Source organism: Cedecea sp., from assembly GCF_036500665.1.
In the GTDB taxonomy this organism is placed as follows: domain Bacteria; phylum Pseudomonadota; class Gammaproteobacteria; order Enterobacterales; family Enterobacteriaceae; genus Cedecea.
In genome coordinates, this window is the sequence record NZ_DASYBS010000131.1 from 1 (window position 1) to 20,988 (window position 20,988).

Sequence of the window (20,988 nt, forward strand, 5' to 3'; positions counted from 1 at the left end):
AGGAGCGAAGCAACGAATAATCCTTCCCCCACCACCATCTGACAATTCAAAGCACTACCCCTGGCGGGGTTCCCGAGCGGCCAAAGGGAGCAGACTGTAAATCTGCCGTCATCGACTTCGAAGGTTCGAATCCTTCCCCCGCCACCATTTTCCAGAGCAAATCCAAACCTTCAAAATCGCATAATCTTTCAGATTCCCGTAGGGGAAGGATGAGAAGCTTCGATTAAGGTTCGACTCACGCCAGTAAGAACGCGCCTGCGCGGTCATCCTTCAGGCCGAGTTAAGGTTTCAGTCTCCTCCCTTGTCTATCCACTACCTGCTCGCCGTCCTCTTTGCTGAACGCGCCCTGCTGCACCTCAGGCAGAATATCCAGCACGCATTCCGAAGGGCGGCAAAGTCTCGTCCCCCGCTCAGTCACCACGATCGGCCGGTTAATTAACAGCGGGTACTGCACCATAAAGTCGATCAATTGCTCGTCGCTGAATTGCCCTTCCTCAAGCCCTAACGTCTCATAAGGCTCAACGTTTTTACGCAGTAATTCGCGGGCGCTAATCGCCATGTCGGCCAACAGACCGGCAAGTTCCTTGCGGGACGGCGGCGTCTCCAGGTAATAGATAATCGTGGGCTCCGTTCCGCTGTTGCGGATCATGGCCAGCGTATTACGGGAAGTGCCGCATTCAGGGTTGTGGTAAAGGGTAATTTTGCTCATAGTCGGTGGCTCAGTGAGAGAAAGAGAGACGCAGGGCAAGCGCGGCCAGCGTGACCAGCAGCACCGGAATCGTCATCACAACGCCGGTGCGGAAGTAGTAGCCCCAGCTGATTGTCAGCTTCTTCCGGGCAAGAACGTGCAGCCACAGCAGCGTGGCCAGACTGCCGATTGGCGTGATTTTAGGGCCGAGATCGCAGCCGATAACGTTGGCGTAAATCATCGCCTCTTTGATAACGCCGCCCGCGCTGCTGCCCTCAATGGATAAGGCCCCGACCAGCACCGTGGGCATATTGTTCATCACGGACGACAGGAACGCCGTGATAAAACCCGTGCCCAGCGTCGCCGTCCACAGTCCCTGCCCGGCCAGGGTGCTCAACACGCCAGAAAGCTGCCCCGTCAAACCGGCATTACGCAGGCCATAAACCACCAGGTACATCCCCAGCGAGAAAACAACAATCTGCCAGGGCGCTCCGCGCAGAACTTTGCCGGTATTAATCACATGCCCTTTTTTCGCCACCGCCAGCAATATCAGAGCCCCTACTGCGGCAATCGCGCTGACCGGGATCCCCAGCGGCTCCAGGGCAAAAAAACCCACCAGCAACAGCACAAGTACGATCCAACCCGCCTTAAACGTGGCCGGATCTTTGATGGCGCTGGCCGGCGTTTTCAGCAGCCCAAGGTCGTAGACCCGTGGAATATCTTTGCGGAAAAACAGATGCAGCACGACAAGCGTCGCGGCAATCGCCGCGAGATTGACCGGCACCATCACCGATGCATATTCGCTGAACCCAAGCTGGAAGAAGTCTGCGGAGACAATGTTAACCAGGTTAGAGACGATCAGCGGCAGGCTTGCCGTGTCGGCGATAAAGCCGGCGGCCATCACAAACGCCAGCGTAGCCCCAGGGCTGAAACCCAGCGCCAGCAGCATCGCGATAACAATCGGCGTCAGAATAAGCGCCGCACCGTCATTCGCAAACAGCGCCGCCACGGTTGCCCCAAGCAGCACAATCCAGGTAAACAGCAGCCGACCATGCCCCTTTCCCCAACGTGCAACGTGCAGCGCCGCCCACTCAAAAAAGCCCGACTCGTCCAGCAGCAAACTAATAATGATCGCCGCGATAAACGTCGCGGTAGCGTTCCAGACAATCGCCCACACGACGGAAATATCGGCCACCTGAACCACGCCGGTGGCTAACGCCAGCCCGGCCCCCAGCATCGCGCTCCAGCCTATTCCCAGCCCGCGCGGCTGCCAGATAACCAGCACAATGGTGAGAAGAAATATTGCCCCTGCTAAAAACATATGCACTCAGTCCCCATTAACATTGCAAAATTCATATGCGAAATAACGAATGTGTTTAGTTAAATTTTTTTACTGACAAAGCGTCATCGACCCGCTCGCTTCTATGCGTTTCAAACGTTCCAGCATTTCATGCCCTTGGCTTTGCCAGGCTTGCTCAATGACCGCCGCCGCCCACGCAGGCATATGGGGCGAGAGTCGGTAGTAAATCCATTTTCCCTCCCGTCTGTCCTGCAGTAATCCCCCCTCACGCAACATCGCAAGGTGCCGGGATACCTTAGGCTGTGGCAGCTGTAGAGCCGCAGTCAACTCACACACACAGAGTTCGCTTTTCGCTCTCAACATCAGGGTGATGGAAAGCCGGGTTTCTTCGGAAAGGTGCTTAAAAAGCTGTAAAGCCGTTAGCGCAGTCATGGTTTAGCCCCGTTAATTGACCCTGCCATGGTAAATCCTGAATTCTCAATGTCAATTAACATATTCGAAAAAACACATCTGTCAGACACGAAAAAACCCAGCCTAAACCGGGTTTTATATTCTGACGCAGAAAGGTTAGCGGCGGGCACGCACTATCTGGTATTTGCGCGTCAGGTACTCTACCGGCGCGCTCCAGATATGCACCAGGCGGGAGAACGGGAACAGCAGGAACAGCGTCATTCCCAGCACCAGGTGCACACGGAAGATAAACGCCACGCCGTCCAGGTACTCCGAAGCACCGCCGCGGAAGGTCACCACGTGCTGCGCCCAGTTCACCAGTTTCATCATTTCGCTGCCGTCCATATGCTGAGCGGAGAACGGAATGGTGCCCAGACCCAGCGCGCACTGGACCATCAGCAGGCTCAGGATCAGAATATCGGCCCCGGTGGTGGTGGCACGAATGCGCGGGCTGAACAGGCGGCGCTTCAGCAGCAGCAGGCCGCCCACCAGCGTCATCACGCCGCTGGCGCCCCCGGCAAACATGGCCATTTTCTGTTTAATTTCCAGCGGTAAAAACGACTCGTACATCCAGTGCGGCGTCAGCATACCGAGGAAGTGCCCGGCAAAAATGCCGAGAATCCCAAGGTGAAACAGGTTTGAAGCCAGATTCATGCCTTTGCGATCCAGCATCTGGCTGGAAGCTGCCCGCCAGGTGTACTGCCCGTAGTCATAGCGAAGCCAGCTGCCAATGAGGAAAACGGCGCCGCAAAGGTACGGATAGATATCAAAGAAGAAGACGTTGAGAAAATGCATTATTTCCCTCCTGCTATATTCAGGTACTGCGGAGCCACCGCCCCGGAAAAACGACGCTGGTGCGCGGTGATTTCAGACTCGCCGCAGCTGTCGTCCGCCATGAATTTAACCTGCTCTTCTTCCCACACCGCATCCAGGGCTTGAGGCGTGTCGTCGCGAGCTTCGTTGGCGATCTGCTTGCGCACGGTATCAACGCTGACATCACTTTCCGAAATAGCGATCAGCAGGTCAAACAGTAGCGCGTATTCGCTTTCACGCTGCTTCAGGCGAGCGCTCAGCAAGGCCAGGATTGGTGCGATATCCTGTAATCCGCCCTGCGCATCCTCTGGCGTACGCTGGGACAGGTATTCCAGATAGAGCGGCAGATGGTCGGGCAACTCGTAACTGTCCATTTCCAGTCCCGCCTGTTGGTACTGGTTCATCAGGTTAACCATCGCCTGACCACGGTCACGGGATTCACCATGGACATGTTCGAACAGCAGCAGAGATGTTGCCCTGCCGCGGTCGAACAGTTCGCCATAGCTTGCCTGAACATCCAGCAGTTCACGGCCACACAACCTGCCGATAAAGGCCGCCAGATCGCTACGCTGCAGGTCGTTCAGCGCGGTCCCTTCCGACAGCGCTTCGGTTAGCTCATCATGGTGCTGCCACAGGTCAGCATCCGGGTACTCCATCAAGCGCGAGATAATCAGCAGTTCAATCATGGGTGCGGCTCCGTTTTACCGGACACATCAATGGCGTCGATGCGGCGGCTGTTGAACAGGTTAAATTTGGTGTCGCTACCGTGGCAACCATCACCAAAGCTGAAGCCGCAGCCGCTGTGTTCCGGGAACGCATTTTCCGCCAGCTCACGATGGCTGGTCGGCACCACGAAACGATCTTCGTAGTTAGCAATTGCCAGATAGCGATACATTTCCTTCGCCTGGTCTTCAGTCAGACCGACCTCTTCCAGCGCGCTGATATCGTGTACGCCTTCGACGGTTTCAGCACGCTTGTAGTGGCGCATTGCCATAATACGTTTCAGGGCGCTAAGAACCGGCGCGGTATCACCCGCGGTCAGCAGGTTCGCCAGGTATTCAATAGGAATACGCAGGCTTTCCACATCCGGCAGAACGCCGGTATGAGGCAGCTGGCCCGCATCCGCCGCGGACTGAATTGGCGACAATGGCGGCACGTACCAGACCATCGGCAGCGTGCGATATTCCGGGTGCAGCGGCAGCGCCAGCTTCCAGTCGATCGCCATTTTGTAAACCGGCGACTGCTGGGCAGCATCGATAACGTTCTGCGGGATACCGTCTTTCAGAGCCTGTTCGATAACCGCCGGGTCGTTCGGGTTCATGAACACGCCGAGCTGACGTTCGTACAGGTCTTTCTCGTGCTCGGTGCTGGCCGCTTCTTCAATCGCATCCGCATCGTAAAGCACCACGCCGAGATAGCGGATACGGCCTACGCAAGTCTCGGAGCAGACGGTCGGTTGCCCGGCTTCAATGCGCGGATAACAGAAAATACATTTCTCAGATTTGCCGCTCTTCCAGTTGAAGTAGATCTTTTTGTAAGGGCAGCCGGTGACGCACATGCGCCAGCCGCGACATTTATCCTGATCGATAAGCACGATGCCGTCTTCTTCACGCTTGTAGATGGCACCGCTCGGGCAGGTGGCGACACAGGCCGGGTTAAGGCAGTGTTCGCACAGACGCGGCAGATACATCATGAAGGTGTTTTCAAACTGACCGTACATTTCGGTCTGCATGTTTTCGAAGTTCTGATCTTTGGTGCGTTTTTCAAACTCACCGCCGAGCAGCTCTTCCCAGTTTGGACCGGCTTCAATTTTGTTCATGCGCTTGCCGGTAATCAGCGAGCGCGGACGAGCCACCGGCTGAGCCTTGCTGCCTTCCGGCGCGGTATGCAGGTTCTGGTAGTCGTAATCAAACGGCTCATAATAATCGTCGATCCCCGGCAGATGCGGGTTAGCGAAGATTTTACCCAGCAGCATGGCACGGTTACCCATGCGCGGCTGCAGCTTGCCGTTGATTTTACGGATCCAGCCGCCCTTCCATTTTTCCTGGTTTTCCCAGTCGTTCGGGTAGCCGATACCGGGTTTGGTTTCCACGTTATTGAACCACGCGTACTCCATCCCTTCGCGGCTGGTCCAGACGTTTTTACAGGTCACGGAACAGGTGTGGCATCCAATGCACTTATCTAAGTTCAGTACCATGCCAACTTGTGAACGAATTTTCATTTTACGCTCTCCTGTACCTGGTCGTTGCCTTCGCCGTCCAGCCAGTTAATTTCTTTCATCTTACGGACCACTACGAACTCATCACGGTTAGAACCCACGGTTCCGTAGTAGTTAAAGCTATAGGCTAACTGCGCGTAGCCGCCAATCATATGGGTCGGTTTCAGGGTGATACGCGTCACCGAGTTATGAATACCGCCGCGCTGACCGGTAATTTCTGAACCCGGCAGGTTCATAATGCGTTCCTGAGCGTGGTACATCATGGTCATACCGGACGGTACACGCTGGCTCACCACCGCACGCGCCGTTAAGGCACCGTTTTTGTTGAACACTTCAACCCAGTCGTTATCCGCAATGCCCAGCTCTTTGGCATCGGCTTCGCTCATCCAGATAATCGGCCCACCGCGACCCAGCGTCAGCATCAGCAGGTTGTCGCTGTAGGTGGAGTGAATCCCCCACTTCTGGTGCGGCGTCAGGAAGTTCAACGCTTTCTCAGGGTTGCCGTTGGATTTCGCGCCCATCACGCCTTCAACCGAACGGGTATCGATTGGCGGACGGTAAACCAGCAGGCTTTCGCCGAAGTCGCGCATCCACTGGTGGTCCTGATACAGCTGCTGGCGACCTGACAGCGTACGCCATGGAATCAGTTCATGAACGTTGGTATAGCAGGCGTTGTAGGACACGTGCTCATCTTCAAGGCCGGACCAGGTCGGGCTGGAGATAATTTTACGCGGCTGTGCCTGAATATCGCGGAAACGAATCTTCTCTTCTTCCTTCGGATGTGCCAGATGCGTATGGTCACGACCGGTGAATTCGCTGAGCGCAGCCCAGGCTTTCACCGCTACCTGACCGTTAGTTTCCGGCGCCAGCGTCAGAATCATTTCCGCTGCATCAATGGCCGTGTTGAGCATCGGCTGGCCTTTCGCCGGGCCGTCAGTCTTGGTGTAGTTCAGCTTACGCAGCAGATCCATTTCGCTCTGCGTATTCCAGGCGATGCCTTTCCCGCCGTTACCGATGCTTTCCATCAGCGGTCCGATAGCGGTAAAGCGTTCGTAGGTTGCCGGATAATCGCGTTCCACCACCATGATATGCGGCGCGGTTTTACCCGGAATCAGGTCGCATTCGCCTTTCTTCCAGTCCATCACGCCGTACGGCTGCGCCAGCTCGGCTGCGGAGTCGTGCTGGATTGGCAAAGTTACCACGTCGGTTTCAACGCCCAGGTGGCCTACGCAAACCTCAGAGAATTTCTTCGCAATACCTTTGTAGATCTCCCAGTCGCTTTTCGATTCCCAGCAAGGATCCACGGCGGCAGAGAACGGGTGAATAAACGGATGCATATCCGAAGTATTCAGGTCTTCTTTTTCATACCAGGTGGCGGTAGGCAGGACGATGTCTGAATACAAACAGGTGCTCGACAGGCGGAAGTCCAGCGTGACCACCAGATCCAGCTTGCCGTCGAGGCCGTTATCTACCCACTCGACTTCTTCCGGCATGACGCCGCCTTCCACGCCAAGATCTTTCCCCTGAATACCGTGTTCGGTGCCAAGGAGGTATTTCAGCATGAACTCATGCCCTTTACCGGAAGAGCCCAGCAGGTTTGAACGCCAGATAAACATGTTGCGCGGGTGGTTATAGCCGGAATCCGGCTGCTCCGCTGCAAAGCGAATGCCGCCTGACTTCAGCTGATCGACGGTATAGTCCACCGGCGACAGACCGGCTTCTTTTGCCCGATCGGCAATACGCAGCGGGTTGGTGCCCAGCTGCGGAGCAGACGGCAGCCAGCCCATGCGCTCAGCACGCACGTTAAAGTCAATCAGATGGCCGCTGTAGCGAGATTTATCCGCCAGCGGAGAAAGCATCTCCTGCGCCGTAACGGTTTCATAGCGCCACTGGCTGGAGTGGTTATAGAAGTACGAGGTGCTGTTCATGTGACGCGGCGGACGCTGCCAGTCCAGCGCGAACGCCAGTGGCGTCCAGCCGGTCTGCGGACGCAGTTTTTCCTGGCCCACATAGTGTGCCCAGCCGCCGCCGCTCTGGCCGACGCTGCCGCAGAAGACCAGCATATTGATCAGACCGCGATAGGTCATATCCATATGGAACCAGTGGTTCACGCCCGCACCGACGATAATCATTGAACGACCGTGGGTTTTATCCGCGTTATCCGCGAACTCACGCGCGATGCGCACGATATCGTGGCGGGACACGCCGGTAATTTGTTCAGCCCAGGCTGGCGTATAGGCTTTAACGTCATCGTAGCTGGTCGCGCAATTTTCATCGCCCAGACCGCGATCCAGACCGTAGTTAGCCATGGTCAGATCGTAAACCGTTGCGACCAGCGCGGTAGTACCGTCCGCCAGCTGCATGCGTTTCACCGGCAGCTTGTGCAGCAGAATATCTTTCAGTTTTACGTTTTTGAAATGCTCAGAGCTTTCGCCACCGAAGTACGGGAAGCCCACCTCGGCCACTTCGTCATGGTTGCCCAGCAGGCTCAGGCGCAGCTCGGCTTCTTCGCCGCTGGTGCCGTCACGCTGTTCCAGGTTCCATTTCCCTTTTTCGCCCCAGCGATAGCCGATGGAGCCGTTCGGGGCCAGCGGTTCACCGGTCTGATTGTCCAGCGCGACGGTTTTCCACTGCGGATTGTTTTCCTGGCCCAGGCCGTCAACCAGGTCTGAAGCACGCATCATGTGGCCCGGCGCGTAGAAACCATCACGTTCTTCCAGCACCACCAGCATCGGCATGTCGGTGTAACGACGGACGTAGTCGGTGAAGTACTGGCTCGGCTTATCGAGGTGGAATTCACGCAGCATTACGTGGCCCATCGCCATCGCCATGGCGGAGTCGGTGCCCTGCTTTGGCGCAAGCCACTGGTCGCACAGCTTGGAGATTTCCGCATAGTCCGGCGTAACGGCGACGGTTTTCGTCCCTTTATAGCGGACTTCAGTGAAGAAGTGCGCATCCGGCGTACGGGTCTGCGGCACGTTTGAGCCCCAGGCGATGATATAGCTGGAGTTATACCAGTCTGCCGATTCCGGCACGTCGGTCTGCTCGCCCCAGGTTTGCGGGGAAGCCGGCGGCAAATCGCAGTACCAGTCGTAGAAGCTCAGGCAGGTCCCGCCAATCAGCGACAGATAACGCGTGCCGGAAGCATACGAAATCATCGACATCGCAGGAATGGGTGAGAAGCCGGTAATACGGTCAGGACCATAGGTTTTAGCGGTGTAGACGTTAGCGGCAGCAATCAGTTCATTCACTTCCTGCCAGCTGGAACGCACGAGGCCGCCGCGGCCGCGGGCCTGCTTGTAGCTTTTTGCTTTGTCCGGGTCGTTAACGATAGAAGCCCATGCGTTTACCGGATCGCTGTGCTGCGTCTTAGCTTCGCGCCACAGTTTAATCAGGCGTTTACGCATCAGCGGATACTTCAGGCGGTTTGCGCTGTAGAGATACCAGGAGTAGCTGGCGCCGCGTGGGCAGCCGCGTGGCTCATGGTTAGGCATATCAGGGCGGGTGCGCGGATAGTCGGTCTGCTGGGTTTCCCAGGTGACAAGGCCACTTTTGACATAAATCTTCCAGCTACAGGAGCCGGTACAGTTCACGCCGTGCGTCGAACGGACAACTTTATCGTGCTGCCAACGCTGGCGATAGCCTTCTTCCCAATCGCGATTGGTGTCTAGCAGTTGGCCATGTCCGTCGGCAAAGGTTTCGCCCTTCTGTTTGAAGTAGCGGAACCGGTCAAGAAACTTGCTCATCGGGGTTCTCCTGATGTGGAGCCTGGAGGCTCTTCTGGTGAAATCGACATTGCTGAATGGCGGAGACGTTAACGCTTAGAAAGATTGGGATATTTGATGATGATCAACTGCGCCTGGTAAGGCCTTTCCCCCTACATCGTCGATATACCACCAAAGGGTCATTCATAGGTTTTATGTAATGCACTGTATTTCAATAAAAAAAATAAGACTTCGTTACGCCGGGGTTAGGTATTTCCCGCCTTCAGGTATTAAGGGGTAGGTAGACAAGCGCCAGCAGTCGGGTGAGCCTCAGACAAAAAAAAGCGCGACCGAAGCCGCGCAAAGGGATAACCAAAAGGTCAAAAAGTTAACGTGAAGATTTACGACCGTAGACCGCCCAGGTGATAACCACGCAGACGATATAGAACACCAGGAAGACTTTCATCGCTCCGGCCGGTGAGCCGGTTAAATCCAGCGACGTCCCAAATGCTTTAGGAATAAAGAACCCTCCGATAGCGCCAATGGCCGAGATAAAGCCCAGCGCGGCTGCGGTATCGGTCGCCGCTTCCCGCGCCGCATGTTCTTCACTGCCGCCCTCGGCCTTCACGCGATCCATCGTCAGTTTACGAAAGGTAACCGAGATCATCTGGAAGGTTGAGCCGCTGCCCAACCCGGCCGTCAGGAACAGCATCAGGAACACGCCGAAGAAGGCGATGAAATTACCGCCCTGCCCGTTAGTCGGCAGCGTGGTGAACAACAGCGCGCTGAAAATAGCCATCAGAACAAAGTTATACAGAGAAACCCTCGTCCCGCCCCAGCGGTCGGAAATCGCCCCACCAGCAGAACGTGCCAGCGCGCCAAATAGCGGGCCGAAGAAGGCAAAGTGCAGAATATTCACCTGCGGAAACTGGGTTTTAGACAGCATGGCAAACCCGGCTGAGAAACCGATAAAGGAACCAAACGTCGCCAGGTAGAGTACGCCAAGGATCCAGAGATGACCCCGCTTAAGCACCGGCAGCTGCTCTCGCAGCGAAGCTTTTGATGCGGAAAGATCGTTCATTCCAAACCAGGCGGCCAGGGTAAAGACGGCCAGGAAAGGCACCCAAATCCAGGCCGCATTTTCCAGAAACAGCATCGTGCCGTCGCCCTGCTGGACGCCCTGGCCACCGAATACCGCAAACATCGACACGGTGATCACCAGCGGAGCCGCCAGCTGCATCACGCTTACGCCCATATTGCCCAGCCCGCCGTTGATCCCCAGCGCACCGCCCTGCCTCGCCTTCGGGAAGAAGAAGCTGATGTTCGCCATACTGGAGGCGAAGTTTGCTCCGGCAAAGCCGCACAGCAGGGAGATAATCATAAAGGTGGAGAACGGTGTGCCGGTGTCCTGAACCGCAAAGCCCAGCCACACGCAAGGAATAATCAGGATCCCGGTGCTGAACGCCGTCCAGCGACGACCACCAAACAGCGGCACCATAAAGGAGTAAGGCACGCGTAAAAGCGCGCCGGAAACCGACGGCAGCGCGGTTAACATAAACAGCTGATCGGTCGTGAAGGTAAACCCGACCTTGTTAAGATTGACCGCTACAGCGCTGAACAGCATCCAGACGCAAAAGGCCAGCAGCAGGCTGGGAACCGAAATCCACAGATTACGGCTGGCAATACGATGACCTTTTTGCTGCCAAAACTGTGGATCTTCCGGCCGCCAGTCAGTAATCAGCGCGCCCGAAGACTTCTCTGTAACGGGAGACTGTGACATAAACACCTCATTTTGTGTGAGTAACTGCCGCAACCTTAGGGTTATGGTGTGGAGATTAGTTGATGTAAATCAAGGGATAATCTATCTCTCCGGCGTGCAAAAAATGGCTATTATTCTTTATGAGTAAGCAATAGCGTCAAAAAAGATGTGGTTTTTCACATCCCTGACTACCGTTATGGTTAACCGAATAGATCAACCTGCCACCTCCGGCAATTTATAGGTAATACTTAGGGGGTATGGGTATACTCCAGGGGATGGCCGAAAATAGCGCCACTTGTCAATGTCCCCCCTTCAGGAGCCACCGCGCTAATGCTGAAACGCCTGCTTTCCCCTCTCTCACTGGTTAACCAACTGGCGCTGGTCGTGATGCTGCTTGCACTGCTGAGCGTAGCCGGTATGAGCGCCGCTGGCTGGCTGGCACAGGGGATCTCCGGTAATGCGCACGCGATCAATAAGACCGGTTCAATGCGCATGCAAAGCTACCGTCTGCTGGCGTCCGTTCCTCTGACGGCAAAAGATCAGGTGCTACTCCATGAGATGGAGCAAACGACCTGGAGTAATGAGCTTAACCTCGCCGCCAGGCGTGACGGCCAGTTAGCGCGGCTTCAACAGTTGCAGAATGACTGGCGCGACACGCTTGAGCCCGCGCTAAGGGATGCCCGAACGCCCCAGCAGGTTAAACCTGCTGTTGAACACTTCGTCGCCAGCATCGACGAGCTGGTAAGTTCTTTCGATCGCACTACCGAGATGCGCCTGCACCACGTTATCCTGCTCCAGCAAGGGATGGCTCTGCTGCTCGGACTGCTGATCGTCTTTACTCTGATTTGGTTACGAAGACGGCTACTCCGCCCATGGCGAAAACTACTGGCGATGGCCACTGCCATCGGCCAACGTGATTTTACTCAACGTGTTAACGTGCGAGGGCGTGATGAAATGGCCACGCTTGGCATTGCGCTAAACAGCATGTCCAGCGAGCTCGCCCAGAGCTACGCCGTTCTCGAACGCCGGGTCAGAGAGAAAACCGCCGGTCTTGAGCAAAAAAATCAGATGCTCTCTTTCCTCTACGAGGCGAATCGCCGCCTCCACGCTCAGGCCCCGCTGTGCCAGCGAATCTCCCCCGTGCTGAGCGAGCTACAGGTATTAACGCCGCTGCTGGGCATCGTGCTGCGGGTTTATGAGTACGAAGATGAAGAGAATTACCAGGAATATACCTTCCAGCCGGATGCGCACTGCGATGCCCAAGGCTGCCAGCTTTGTCCGGATGCCGGTGCGGCGCTGCCGCAGGAAACCACAACGCTGAAATGGCGGCTCACGGACAACCATATTCATTACGGCCTGGTGCTGGCTCAACTGCCTTTTGGCAAGGTACTGACCGAAGACCAGCAGCAGCTTATCGCCACCCTGATGGAACAGCTGACCTCCACGCTCGCCATGGAGCGCCAGTACGAGCATCAGCAGCAGCTGGTGGTGATGGAGGAGCGTTCCGCCATCGCCAGGGAACTGCACGACTCCATCGCCCAGTCGCTCTCCTGTATGAAAATGCAGGTCAGCTGCCTGCAAATGCAGGGCGAAGCGCTGCCGGAAGAGAGCCGCACGCTGCTGGAACAAATTCGCGGCGAGCTGAATACCTCCTGGCGGCAGCTGCGAGAGCTGCTGACGACGTTCCGCCTGCAGCTGACCGAGCCCGGCCTGCGCCCGGCACTGGAAGCCAGCTGCCGGGAGTTTAGCGATAAACTCGGCTTCCCGGTCGCGCTGGATTACCAGCTGCCGCCACGTCTGGTGCCCTCTCATCAGGCCATTCATTTAGTGCAAATCGCTCGTGAGGCGCTAAACAATAGTTTGAAACACGCCGCCGCCAGCGCCTGCGGCATTAGCGTAACCCGCCAGGAGAATCAGGTTCGCCTGACCGTCTGGGACAACGGCCGCGGTATTCCTCAAAATGGGGAACGTAGCAATCACTACGGCCTGATTATCATGCGCGATCGGGCGCAGACCCTGCAGGGGGATTGCCAGGTGCGAGCACGCCCCTGTGGCGGCACCGAAGTGGTCGTTAATTTTATGCCCGAATCAGCACAATCTTCCGCAACCAGGAGTGAATAATGAGCAACCAGGACGCAGCAACTATTTTGCTGATTGACGACCACCCAATGATGCGCACCGGCGTGAAGCAGCTGATCAGCATGGCCCCAGAGCTGGCCGTCGTGGGAGAAGCCGGTAACGGTGAGCAAGGCGTTAGACTGGCAGAATCCCTTGATCCGGATCTTATTCTGCTTGATCTGAATATGCCGGGCATGAACGGGCTCGAGACCCTCGACTGCCTGCGCGAGAAGGCGCTTTCAGGGCGGATTGTGGTATTCAGCGTATCCAACCATGAAGAAGATGTGGTGACGGCGCTCAAGCGCGGTGCAGATGGCTACCTGTTGAAAGACATGGAGCCGGAGGATCTCCTGAAAGCCCTGCATCAGGCCGCCGCGGGTGAAATGGTACTTAGCGAAGCGTTAACGCCAGTACTGGCCGCCAGCCTGCGCGCCAACCGCTCTACGTCCGATCGGGACGTTAACCAGCTTACGCCGCGCGAGCGCGATATTTTGAAACTGATTGCCCAGGGGCTCCCTAACAAAATGATTGCTCGCCGCCTGGACATTACCGAAAGTACCGTGAAAGTGCACGTCAAACATCTTCTGAAGAAAATGAAACTTAAATCACGCGTGGAGGCCGCAGTCTGGGTTCACCAGGAGCGTATTTTCTAATTCCCGGCGTTTTCCGGCAAAAGCGAATAACGTGGATCGCTTTCCGGGTTGATCAGCAGAGGTGCGGCAGGCTTGAGGGTGATCCAGTTCGAGGTCGCCCGCTGCCCCTTCTCATCCTCAATAGTCACCGACAGGCGATATTCATTTGCTTCCCCTTCCTGCCACGCTGGCAAAATTACGCTCCAGCCTTCCGTGCTGCGGGACTGCACCGGCGACGTCAGGCTAAGCGACCGGGTATCCCCCTGCCACGAAATGTTACGTATGCCGTCAGTGGCACGTACCTGCAACTTAAGCGCCACGGCTTCACCCGGCTGCGGCTGCCAGGGCGGCGTGGCAAGAAATACCGACAAGGTTCTACGTTGCCGATACTCCATCACCGGGACAGACGCCCGGTCGACGCTGTCGTAGCGGCTTCCCCGCAGCGAGCTGGTTGTCGCAACTTCATCAGCCGAAAGCTGTTTTTGTAGCGGTACACCAAAGCGATAGTTCAGCTTCAGGCCCAGGTTCTCCTGCGCCGTGCCGCTTTCTCCCTGCTTATGCTGCGCCGTCAGGGTAATCAGCGGTACCGGCGTATAGTTGATGCCCATCGTCACCGCTACCGGATTACGGTAACCGGTATCGTTATTGAATAGAGTGACACTGTCACCAAAATATTGTTCAAAGCTCAGACTGGTATTAATGTGGCGGTAAAACGGCAGCCAGGCCTGAGCAGTGACGTCGTAGCCGCGTGCCAGACGCTGCTCCAGGGTTTCACCGTGGGTTTGCCAACCGCTTAACGGCTGATAATAGTTAGCGGAAAGCCGCAGGTATTCCCCCCAGGCTTCGGCCCCAAGTCCCGCTCGCTGAAGCTGCGTTGTGAGCTGATTATCGTAGAAAGTGTTGTACCCCAGCAGCCAATGCCCGGCGACCCAGCGCTGTCCTATGCCCAGGTTGCCCACCGCGCCCTTCTCCTGTTGGCTAAACCCTAGCTGGCTCCAGGTCAGATAACGATTATTATCCTGCCAGGGCGTGAACAGTGAGCCGGTGCTGCCCTTCCAGCTACCGTGCTGATCAACCTGCAAATTGAAACTGGCTTTGCCCCAGGGCGAAAGTAAAGACTGCGCCTGGTCGGTCACCTTGTCGGCAAGCAGGTCACGTAAGCCGGTAAAAGCAAACAGGCGCGCCTGCTCGCCGGTATCCAACCCGTTATCGGTCATGCTGTCTTCACCGAACTTCTTCGCCACCTCGGCAATATGGCGGGCAGCGGCATCGGTTTCCGGGGCAAGTCCCATGCCTGGCAGGTCATCGGCGGGCCGTTGAACGGGATAAGTAGGGCTGTTTGAGGTGACCACCGCCCCTCCCACATCAGGGAGCAGGCATAGCAAGGTCAAAAGCGGAACGGCAAATCTACGCATTTGTAAATTATAACATACTGGTTTTGCAGTTTGCCCGGCCCATACGGCGCGTGAGGGCGACTCCAGGACTAATCCTGCGTTTACGGGCATAAATCATACTCGCTCAGCACTCAGGGAGATACACTGGTCGCCTCGCTCATCATTATCATCAAGGAGAAGCACGTGCAGAAGATCGTTATTATCGCTAACGGCGCGGCGTACGGCAGTGAGTCACTGTTTAACAGCCTGCGCCTGGCTATCGCCCTTCGCGACAGGGAGCCCCAGCCAGAAGTGAAGGTATTTTTAATGTCCGATGCGGTCACCGCTGGCCTGCGTGGGCAAAAACCGGCCGAAGGCTACAATATCCAACAAATGCTGGAAATCCTGACCGCGCAAAACGTGCCGGTGAAACTCTGCAAAACCTGCACCGACGGGCGTGGGATCAGCACATTGCCGCTGATTGATGGCGTTACTATCGGTACGCTTGTTGAATTAGCCGAGTGGACGTTAGCCTCGGATAAAACCCTCACTTTCTAATTATTTCGGCGCGAGAATATTATTTGCTTATACTCTCTCTCGCGCCATCAAGTTACCTGTATATGTTGCCGATATTTTACTTAGGACAACACAGCAGGATAATAATTATGGTTAGATCGATTCGTACGCGTATTCTTTTAGTCACGGCAATTTGCCTGGTCTCCGCCTTATGTCTTAACACCTTCATCAACTACACCGTCACAAGCCGGGATAACCAACAATCCATCAGCGACACCTTAACCAGCACCAGCCTCAGTCATTCCGTCGCTATCAGCGACTGGGTCAACGGTAAAATGGCGATAATTAACTCGCTCGAAAACGCCGCCCTGAGTGAAGATCCCATCCCTGTCTTCACCCAATTGGCAAAGGCTGGACGGTTCACAAATATCTACGTGGGTTATGCCAATAAAACCGCAAAATTCTCTGACCCCACGGGAGTGCCCGCTGATTTTGACCCCACCGTTCGCCCCTGGTACCAGCAGGTGGTGAAAGATGATGCTCCGGTCGTCACCGCTCCGTATGTTGATGCAGGCACGGGCAAGCTTGTTGTCACCTTCGCCGTGCCGATTAAGCAAGATGGCAGCCTTAAAGCCGTGGTCGCAGGCGATGTTGCGATGGACAGCGTGATTGCTAACGTTCGAAGCATCCACCCAACCCCGAGCAGCAGCGGACTGCTGATGAACAGCGACGGCACGTTGATTGCAGGCCAGGATCCTGCATTGACGCTGAAGCCATTTACCGATGCGGTTAAGCAGGCCGATCTAAAACAGCTGCTGGGGGAAAATCACCGCACCACGGGCACAATTGCTGACCAGGGCAAACAGTTAATGGCAACCCCAATTGCCGGAACCCATTGGTACCTGGTCGTGGCTCTGGACGAAGGCGATGCCACATCAGGCATGCGCTCTTTGCTGAAAGCCTCGGCCGTTGCCTTGCTTGTTCTGGTACTGGTTTCCGCTGCTGTAGTGCATGTTCTGGTCAGTAAAGTCATGAGCCGTCTGGGCAGGATCCGGGATGGCATGCGCGCCATCAGTAACGGGACAAATGACCTGTCACAGCGACTGCCGGAAACCGGTCACGATGAAGTGACAGAAATCGCCCATGCCTTTAATGCCTTCAGCGACAAGCTCGGGCTGGTGATGAAACAGCTCAGGGATGCCAGTGCTTCGGTGAAAGTGGCGGCAAATGAGATTGCTGCGGGTAATCAGGATCTCTCAGCCCGCACCGAACAGGCGGCCTCAAGCCTGCGGGAAACCGCCAGCGCCGTTGAGCAAATTACGGCATCCGTCGCCAACTCTACTGCATCGGCAGCACAGGCAAACACACAGGCCCATAGCGCCAGCGAAGCGGCTGAACGCGGGGGTGAAGTCGTCTCGAAAGTGATCACCACAATGCAGGCCATTGAGCAAGCTTCCGGCAAGATTGGCGACATCACCAGCGTCATTGACAGTATTGCCTTCCAGACCAACATCCTGGCGCTGAATGCCGCGGTTGAGGCCGCCCGGGCCGGCGAGCAGGGTCGCGGTTTTGCCGTCGTTGCCGGAGAAGTACGCAATCTTGCCAGCCGCAGCGCCCAGGCGGCGAAGGAGATTAAGAGCCTGATAGACTCCACTACCGGCAGCGTCGCCGACGGCTCGGTTTACGTTCGTCAGGCCGGAGAGGCGATGGACAAAATCGAGCAAAGCGTTGGGAGCGTGTTAGTCATCATGCGTGAAATTACGCAATCAACCGATGAGCAAATGAAAGGTATTCAGGAAATTAACCACGCAATAACTCACCTGGACAGCATGGTGCAGCAAAATGCCGAGCTGGTAGTGGAATCGGCCGCAGCCGCCGGGGCCCTGCAAAGCCAGGCCGGGGAGCTCGCGGAAACCGCCGGGCATTTCCGTATTTAATGATGAGTCGACGGGCGTTTGCCAACGAAATGCCCGTTAGCTGAAAGGATTCAGGAACAATGTCATTATTGTTGAATCGTTGCGGCATTTTTTGATCAGAATCAGCATTTGCCTCCCGCGGCTCTGGTGTGATGCATCGAGTGATTTATGAACAACATCACTTACCAGTGCAGCACCTTTGGGGGCTTCAGGCCATGTTTGATGCAGGAGTGGAGTGAAAAATGCCAGTAGTAAAAGCCAGTCTTAAACTTTTTGGGGGCGATACCGTGGTGGTTCGCTGTTCGAATAACTGCCATATCCATTTGATGTGTGACTCAGACAAGCGCGGCAGTGCAAAGGCGGACGTTTTAAGCGTGCAAGACCGTCAGTCTGCCTATATTGCCGTCCCCTACAGTGGCACATGGAAAGTGCTTATCGACAGCCATACTCAGTCGCTTGAGCACTCCATCAGCTATGTTCCGGCATAAAAACTCAGGCCACCTCCCGGTGGCCTCAGATTGATGACAAACAGCCGAAAAACGTGGTTTTCGACTGTTTGGGGCAAACCAGAGAACATCATTCATTGTTTTTATTAGACCTGGGTTCGGACTTTTTTAGAGCAATGAACTTTGTCAGCAGTCTCAGGCCACCTCCCGGTGGCCTTTTTCTTACTATGCAAAACCGGGCTGCAGCCCGCTTTCATCCCCATGCCCGCTAAGCCAGGCGCGAACCTGGTTTGCCAGCTCGGACATACGATCGTCCTGCATACCGTGCTTTTTCATCTCCTGCTCGAGAGAAAAAAGATACTGTGCATTGGTACCCAGCGGGCCGCTCGCGGCAGCAATTAACGGCGCGATGGTTTCTGCCCGTGTATCCGCCTCATAAAGCGGGTGACGGGGATCCATAATGAACACCAGCGCGTTGACCGTGCGGCCGTCATCCAGTGCAAGCTTGCACCATGTTGGCAAATAGCACCCGGTTATCATCTCTCGCTTCCAGACAAGCGTCAGCTCCTCTTCCAGAATCGCTTCCGGCAGCCGGTAAGCAAGCCCGGTGGTTCTGCCACCCTCTTTAAGCGCGAGCATACGTCCTGGGCGGCAGGCCGTACCGCGCCCCGCCGTCAACCGCAGGCAAAATGCACGATGCCAGCCCACCAGCATGCCGGGGGCTGACTCTTCAAATTCAAAAGCCGGGTTCCACATTAATGAACCGTAACCAAAGAGCCACACCGGGCTATGGTCTGGGCGACAAGCAAGCGTCGCTGCAAGAGAAGCCGAGCGCTGCTCAGGGGTCCACAATAACGATTCCTCAATGGCACCAAAAGCCGTCTTACAATCCGCTTTCATTAAGAAATCACGCGTTAACACGATATACCTCCGCCACTGCTTGCTTCCATGCGACGACACACGCTGCGCCTTCCCGGCTTTTATTGACAATTTTTGCCTACTAATAGAGCAACATATCAAGACCATAAGCAATTCGTCGCGCGCTGGCAAGCTTGATGACGATCGCATAACAGTAAAATTGTCATTTTTTCTTATCAGAGTGCAGTGTTGTGCAGGGAATCAAACAAATAAGGCACACATAATGGAGGGTTTATTTCTTATGCCAGCGCTCACCGTCACCTTTCTCGTATTGATGTTTAACCGCCGCCCAGGCGACTTTATGCGCCGTCTCTTCGCGGCTGGCATCATCCCGACGATCGGCTTTATCTTTATACTCATGCCAGGCGCTATTAAAGGCCTCTTTATAGATATCCTGAGCATGGGCAGGCAGAACGTTTTGAACGCTTTCCGGAAGGTCTGTTCGACTTTTATAAGGCATACTGTTTTCTCCGTTACGGGTGTCCTTTAAGTGTGTAACAGGATCCCAGATGCAGCCACACAAACTAAGTTATTTTATTTATACAAAAAGATATCACTATGTTTTTTATGAAATAAAAAAAGAATACTTATTATTATGATGCACTAAAATTTATTTAATACAAACGCCGTAAAACTAAGTAAATTTTAACCAAAAGTAACGATTTTTTGCTAAGTTATACGGGTTAAAAAACCTGACTATAATGATCAAAACAGGTTATCGCCTGCAGAGATGGAGAAGTTGAATGACAAAAACACAACATGAGGCGGTAAAAACCCGCCACAAGGAGAGTTCTCTCATTTTCCCGGTACTCGCGCTGGCGGTACTGGCGATGTGGGGGTCAAGCCAGTCCCTGCCGGCGGTTGTCGGCATCAATATTTTGGCCCTGGTAGCCATACTCAGCAGCGCCTTTAGCGTTGTACGCCACGCGGACGTGCTGGCGCACCGTCTGGGTGAACCCTACGGCTCACTGATTCTGAGCCTGTCGGTCGTTATTCTTGAAGTCAGCCTGATTTCCGCGCTGATGGCCACCGGCGACGCCGCGCCAACCCTGATGCGCGACACGCTCTATTCCATCATCATGATTGTGACCGGCGGCCTGGTAGGCTTCTCTCTGCTGATGGGCGGCCGTAAATTTGCCACGCAGTATATGAACCTGTTTGGCATCAAGCAGTACCTGATTGCCCTCTTCCCGCTGGCGGTGATCGTGCTGGTGTTCCCGATGGCGCTGCCGGGCGGCAATTTCTCGCTGGGCCAGTCCCTGCTGGTAGCGTTGATTTCCGCTGCGATGTACGGCGTGTTCCTGCTTATTCAAACGAAAACGCACCAGAGCCTGTTTGTGTACGAGCATGAAGACGAAGGCGACGGCGATGACCCGCATCACGGCAAGCCGTCGGCGCACAGCTCCGCGTGGCATACGGTCTGGCTTATCGTTCACCTGATTGCGGTTATCGCGGTCACCAAGATGAACGCCAACCCGCTTGAGCACCTGCTGGACGCCATGAACGCACCGGCCCAGTTCACCGGCTTCCTGGTCGCCCTGCTGATTCTGTCTCCGGAAGGCCTCGGCGCGCTGAGAGCGGTATTGAGCAACCAGGTACAGCGCGCGATGAACCTGTTCTTCGGTTCGGTGCTGGCCACCATCTCGTTGACGGTTCCTGCGGTCACGCTGATTGCCTGGTTCACCGGTAACGACCTGGTCTTTGCGCTGGGCATGCCGCAGATGGTGGTCATGCTGGCGGCGCTGGTGCTGTGCCAGATTTCATTCTCGACCGGCCGTACCAACGTGCTCAACGGCACCGCGCATCTGGCGCTGTTCGCCGCCTACCTGATGACAATCTTCGCCTAAATAAACAGTAAGACAGCCTGTACAGGCTGTTTTTAGTGTGTGCGCCCTCTCCACGTAGGAGAGGGTCGGGGTGAGGGCATCAGGCCACGACTGACTCATTTCCCTCTCTTCCTTGAGATAAAGGGAAACAAATATAAAAAAACCCGCCGCAGCGCTGAGGGATCCCCATAAATCAGCGCTAATAAACCAACACCATATTTCGGTAGGTTTTGGCGAGGTGATTAAGAACGGTGCTCAGCACCGTTTGCTTTAAAATTAGCGGGGAGTGTCTTAAGACATTCTCCGCTAAC

17 protein-coding genes and 1 tRNA gene are annotated in these 20,988 nt (G+C 55.5%); 7 read left to right on the top strand and 11 right to left on the bottom strand.

Annotated elements, in window-relative coordinates; all coding sequences use genetic code 11:
* The first annotated feature begins 62 nt into the window (after positions 1–62).
* Positions 63–147, top strand: a tRNA-Tyr gene (locus VGM55_RS21050).
* Between the two features lie 133 nt (positions 148–280).
* Here VGM55_RS21050 and arsC read toward each other — a convergent pair.
* The 8 genes from arsC to VGM55_RS21090 all read right to left on the bottom strand — a co-directional run bounded on the left by arsC (position 281) and on the right by VGM55_RS21090 (position 10,953).
* Positions 281–709, bottom strand: coding sequence for a glutaredoxin-dependent arsenate reductase (gene arsC, locus VGM55_RS21055; RefSeq protein WP_154186845.1), 429 nt, complete (start codon positions 707–709; stop codon positions 281–283).
* A 10-nt stretch (positions 710–719) separates the two neighbouring features.
* Positions 720–2,009 (bottom strand): arsenic transporter, encoded by a 1,290-nt coding sequence (locus VGM55_RS21060; protein WP_331636581.1) that lies wholly within the window; start codon positions 2,007–2,009, stop codon positions 720–722.
* A 69-nt stretch (positions 2,010–2,078) separates the two neighbouring features.
* Entirely contained in the window at positions 2,079–2,420 is a 342-nt protein-coding gene (locus tag VGM55_RS21065) for a metalloregulator ArsR/SmtB family transcription factor (protein WP_331636569.1), read from the bottom strand.
* Positions 2,421–2,555: 135 nt separating this feature from the next.
* Positions 2,556–3,233 (bottom strand): respiratory nitrate reductase subunit gamma, encoded by a 678-nt coding sequence (gene narI, locus VGM55_RS21070; RefSeq protein WP_038482441.1) that lies wholly within the window; start codon positions 3,231–3,233, stop codon positions 2,556–2,558.
* Positions 3,233–3,937, bottom strand: coding sequence for a nitrate reductase molybdenum cofactor assembly chaperone (gene narJ, locus VGM55_RS21075; protein ID WP_331636570.1), 705 nt, complete (start codon positions 3,935–3,937; stop codon positions 3,233–3,235). The genes narI and narJ overlap by 1 nt, the downstream gene beginning before the upstream one ends.
* Complete coding sequence (gene narH, locus VGM55_RS21080; protein WP_331636572.1) at positions 3,934–5,472, bottom strand: nitrate reductase subunit beta; 1,539 nt, start codon at positions 5,470–5,472, stop codon at positions 3,934–3,936. Before narH ends, narJ begins: the two co-directional genes overlap by 4 nt.
* A complete protein-coding gene (locus VGM55_RS21085) occupies positions 5,469–9,215 on the bottom strand; it encodes a nitrate reductase subunit alpha (RefSeq protein ID WP_331636573.1) in 3,747 nt (1,248 codons plus the stop codon). Before VGM55_RS21085 ends, narH begins: the two co-directional genes overlap by 4 nt.
* 346 nt (positions 9,216–9,561) lie before the next feature.
* Positions 9,562–10,953 carry a NarK family nitrate/nitrite MFS transporter gene (locus VGM55_RS21090; RefSeq protein WP_154186838.1) on the bottom strand — a complete coding sequence of 464 codons (1,392 nt, stop codon included), beginning with the start codon at positions 10,951–10,953 and terminating at the stop codon, positions 9,562–9,564.
* A 309-nt stretch (positions 10,954–11,262) separates the two neighbouring features.
* Here VGM55_RS21090 and narX point away from each other — a divergent pair, with 309 nt between their 5' ends.
* Entirely contained in the window at positions 11,263–13,053 is a 1,791-nt protein-coding gene (narX, locus tag VGM55_RS21095; RefSeq protein WP_331636575.1) for a nitrate/nitrite two-component system sensor histidine kinase NarX, read from the top strand.
* Complete coding sequence (gene narL, locus VGM55_RS21100; protein WP_154186836.1) at positions 13,053–13,703, top strand: two-component system response regulator NarL; 651 nt, start codon at positions 13,053–13,055, stop codon at positions 13,701–13,703. The genes narX and narL overlap by 1 nt, the downstream gene beginning before the upstream one ends.
* On the opposite strand, the gene VGM55_RS21105 is transcribed toward narL, so the two are convergent.
* The gene (locus VGM55_RS21105; protein WP_154186835.1) at positions 13,700–15,097 is read right to left on the bottom strand and encodes a YchO/YchP family invasin; all 1,398 of its coding nucleotides are present in this window, start codon (positions 15,095–15,097) and stop codon (positions 13,700–13,702) included. The genes narL and VGM55_RS21105 overlap by 4 nt on opposite strands.
* Positions 15,098–15,259: 162 nt before the next feature.
* Here VGM55_RS21105 and VGM55_RS21110 point away from each other — a divergent pair, with 162 nt between their 5' ends.
* From VGM55_RS21110 to VGM55_RS21120, 3 genes are all read left to right on the top strand, one after another.
* Positions 15,260–15,613 carry a DsrE/DsrF/TusD sulfur relay family protein gene (locus tag VGM55_RS21110; protein WP_331636577.1) on the top strand — a complete coding sequence of 118 codons (354 nt, stop codon included), beginning with the start codon at positions 15,260–15,262 and terminating at the stop codon, positions 15,611–15,613.
* Positions 15,614–15,720: 107 nt separating this feature from the next.
* Positions 15,721–17,508: a methyl-accepting chemotaxis protein gene (locus tag VGM55_RS21115; RefSeq protein ID WP_331636578.1), complete on the top strand. Its 1,788-nt coding sequence runs from the start codon at positions 15,721–15,723 to the stop codon at positions 17,506–17,508.
* Between the two features lie 221 nt (positions 17,509–17,729).
* The gene (locus VGM55_RS21120) at positions 17,730–17,975 is read left to right on the top strand and encodes a DUF1883 domain-containing protein (RefSeq protein ID WP_154186832.1); all 246 of its coding nucleotides are present in this window, start codon (positions 17,730–17,732) and stop codon (positions 17,973–17,975) included.
* 183 nt (positions 17,976–18,158) lie between these two features.
* Here VGM55_RS21120 and VGM55_RS21125 read toward each other — a convergent pair whose 3' ends face one another.
* Positions 18,159–18,854 carry a gamma-glutamylcyclotransferase gene (locus tag VGM55_RS21125; RefSeq protein ID WP_331636579.1) on the bottom strand — a complete coding sequence of 232 codons (696 nt, stop codon included), beginning with the start codon at positions 18,852–18,854 and terminating at the stop codon, positions 18,159–18,161.
* Positions 18,855–19,083: 229 nt separating this feature from the next.
* Positions 19,084–19,311, bottom strand: coding sequence for a putative cation transport regulator ChaB (gene chaB / locus VGM55_RS21130; protein WP_331636580.1), 228 nt, complete (start codon positions 19,309–19,311; stop codon positions 19,084–19,086).
* A 283-nt stretch (positions 19,312–19,594) separates the two neighbouring features.
* Here chaB and chaA point away from each other — a divergent pair, with 283 nt between their 5' ends.
* Positions 19,595–20,698 (top strand): sodium-potassium/proton antiporter ChaA, encoded by a 1,104-nt coding sequence (gene chaA, locus VGM55_RS21135; RefSeq protein WP_154186830.1) that lies wholly within the window; start codon positions 19,595–19,597, stop codon positions 20,696–20,698.
* Positions 20,699–20,988: the final 290 nt, after the last annotated feature.

Excerpts from the sequence above, each read along its gene's own strand:
- narX (WP_331636575.1), top strand. The coding sequence starts at position 11,263 with ATGCTGAAACGCCTGCTTTCCCCTCTCTCACTGGTTAACCAACTGGCG.
- narL (WP_154186836.1), top strand. The coding sequence starts at position 13,053 with ATGAGCAACCAGGACGCAGCAACTATTTTGCTGATTGACGACCACCCA.
- chaB (WP_331636580.1), bottom strand. The coding sequence starts at position 19,311 with ATGCCTTATAAAAGTCGAACAGACCTTCCGGAAAGCGTTCAAAACGTT.
- arsC (WP_154186845.1), bottom strand. The coding sequence starts at position 709 with ATGAGCAAAATTACCCTTTACCACAACCCTGAATGCGGCACTTCCCGT.
- VGM55_RS21060 (WP_331636581.1), bottom strand. The coding sequence starts at position 2,009 with ATGTTTTTAGCAGGGGCAATATTTCTTCTCACCATTGTGCTGGTTATC.
- VGM55_RS21120 (WP_154186832.1), top strand. The coding sequence starts at position 17,730 with ATGCCAGTAGTAAAAGCCAGTCTTAAACTTTTTGGGGGCGATACCGTG.
- narJ (WP_331636570.1), bottom strand. The coding sequence starts at position 3,937 with ATGATTGAACTGCTGATTATCTCGCGCTTGATGGAGTACCCGGATGCT.
- VGM55_RS21090 (WP_154186838.1), bottom strand. The coding sequence starts at position 10,953 with ATGTCACAGTCTCCCGTTACAGAGAAGTCTTCGGGCGCGCTGATTACT.
- VGM55_RS21085 (WP_331636573.1), bottom strand. The coding sequence starts at position 9,215 with ATGAGCAAGTTTCTTGACCGGTTCCGCTACTTCAAACAGAAGGGCGAA.
- VGM55_RS21115 (WP_331636578.1), top strand. The coding sequence starts at position 15,721 with ATGGTTAGATCGATTCGTACGCGTATTCTTTTAGTCACGGCAATTTGC.
- VGM55_RS21105 (WP_154186835.1), bottom strand. The coding sequence starts at position 15,097 with ATGCGTAGATTTGCCGTTCCGCTTTTGACCTTGCTATGCCTGCTCCCT.
- narH (WP_331636572.1), bottom strand. The coding sequence starts at position 5,472 with ATGAAAATTCGTTCACAAGTTGGCATGGTACTGAACTTAGATAAGTGC.
- narI (WP_038482441.1), bottom strand. The coding sequence starts at position 3,233 with ATGCATTTTCTCAACGTCTTCTTCTTTGATATCTATCCGTACCTTTGC.
- chaA (WP_154186830.1), top strand. The coding sequence starts at position 19,595 with ATGACAAAAACACAACATGAGGCGGTAAAAACCCGCCACAAGGAGAGT.
- VGM55_RS21065 (WP_331636569.1), bottom strand. The coding sequence starts at position 2,420 with ATGACTGCGCTAACGGCTTTACAGCTTTTTAAGCACCTTTCCGAAGAA.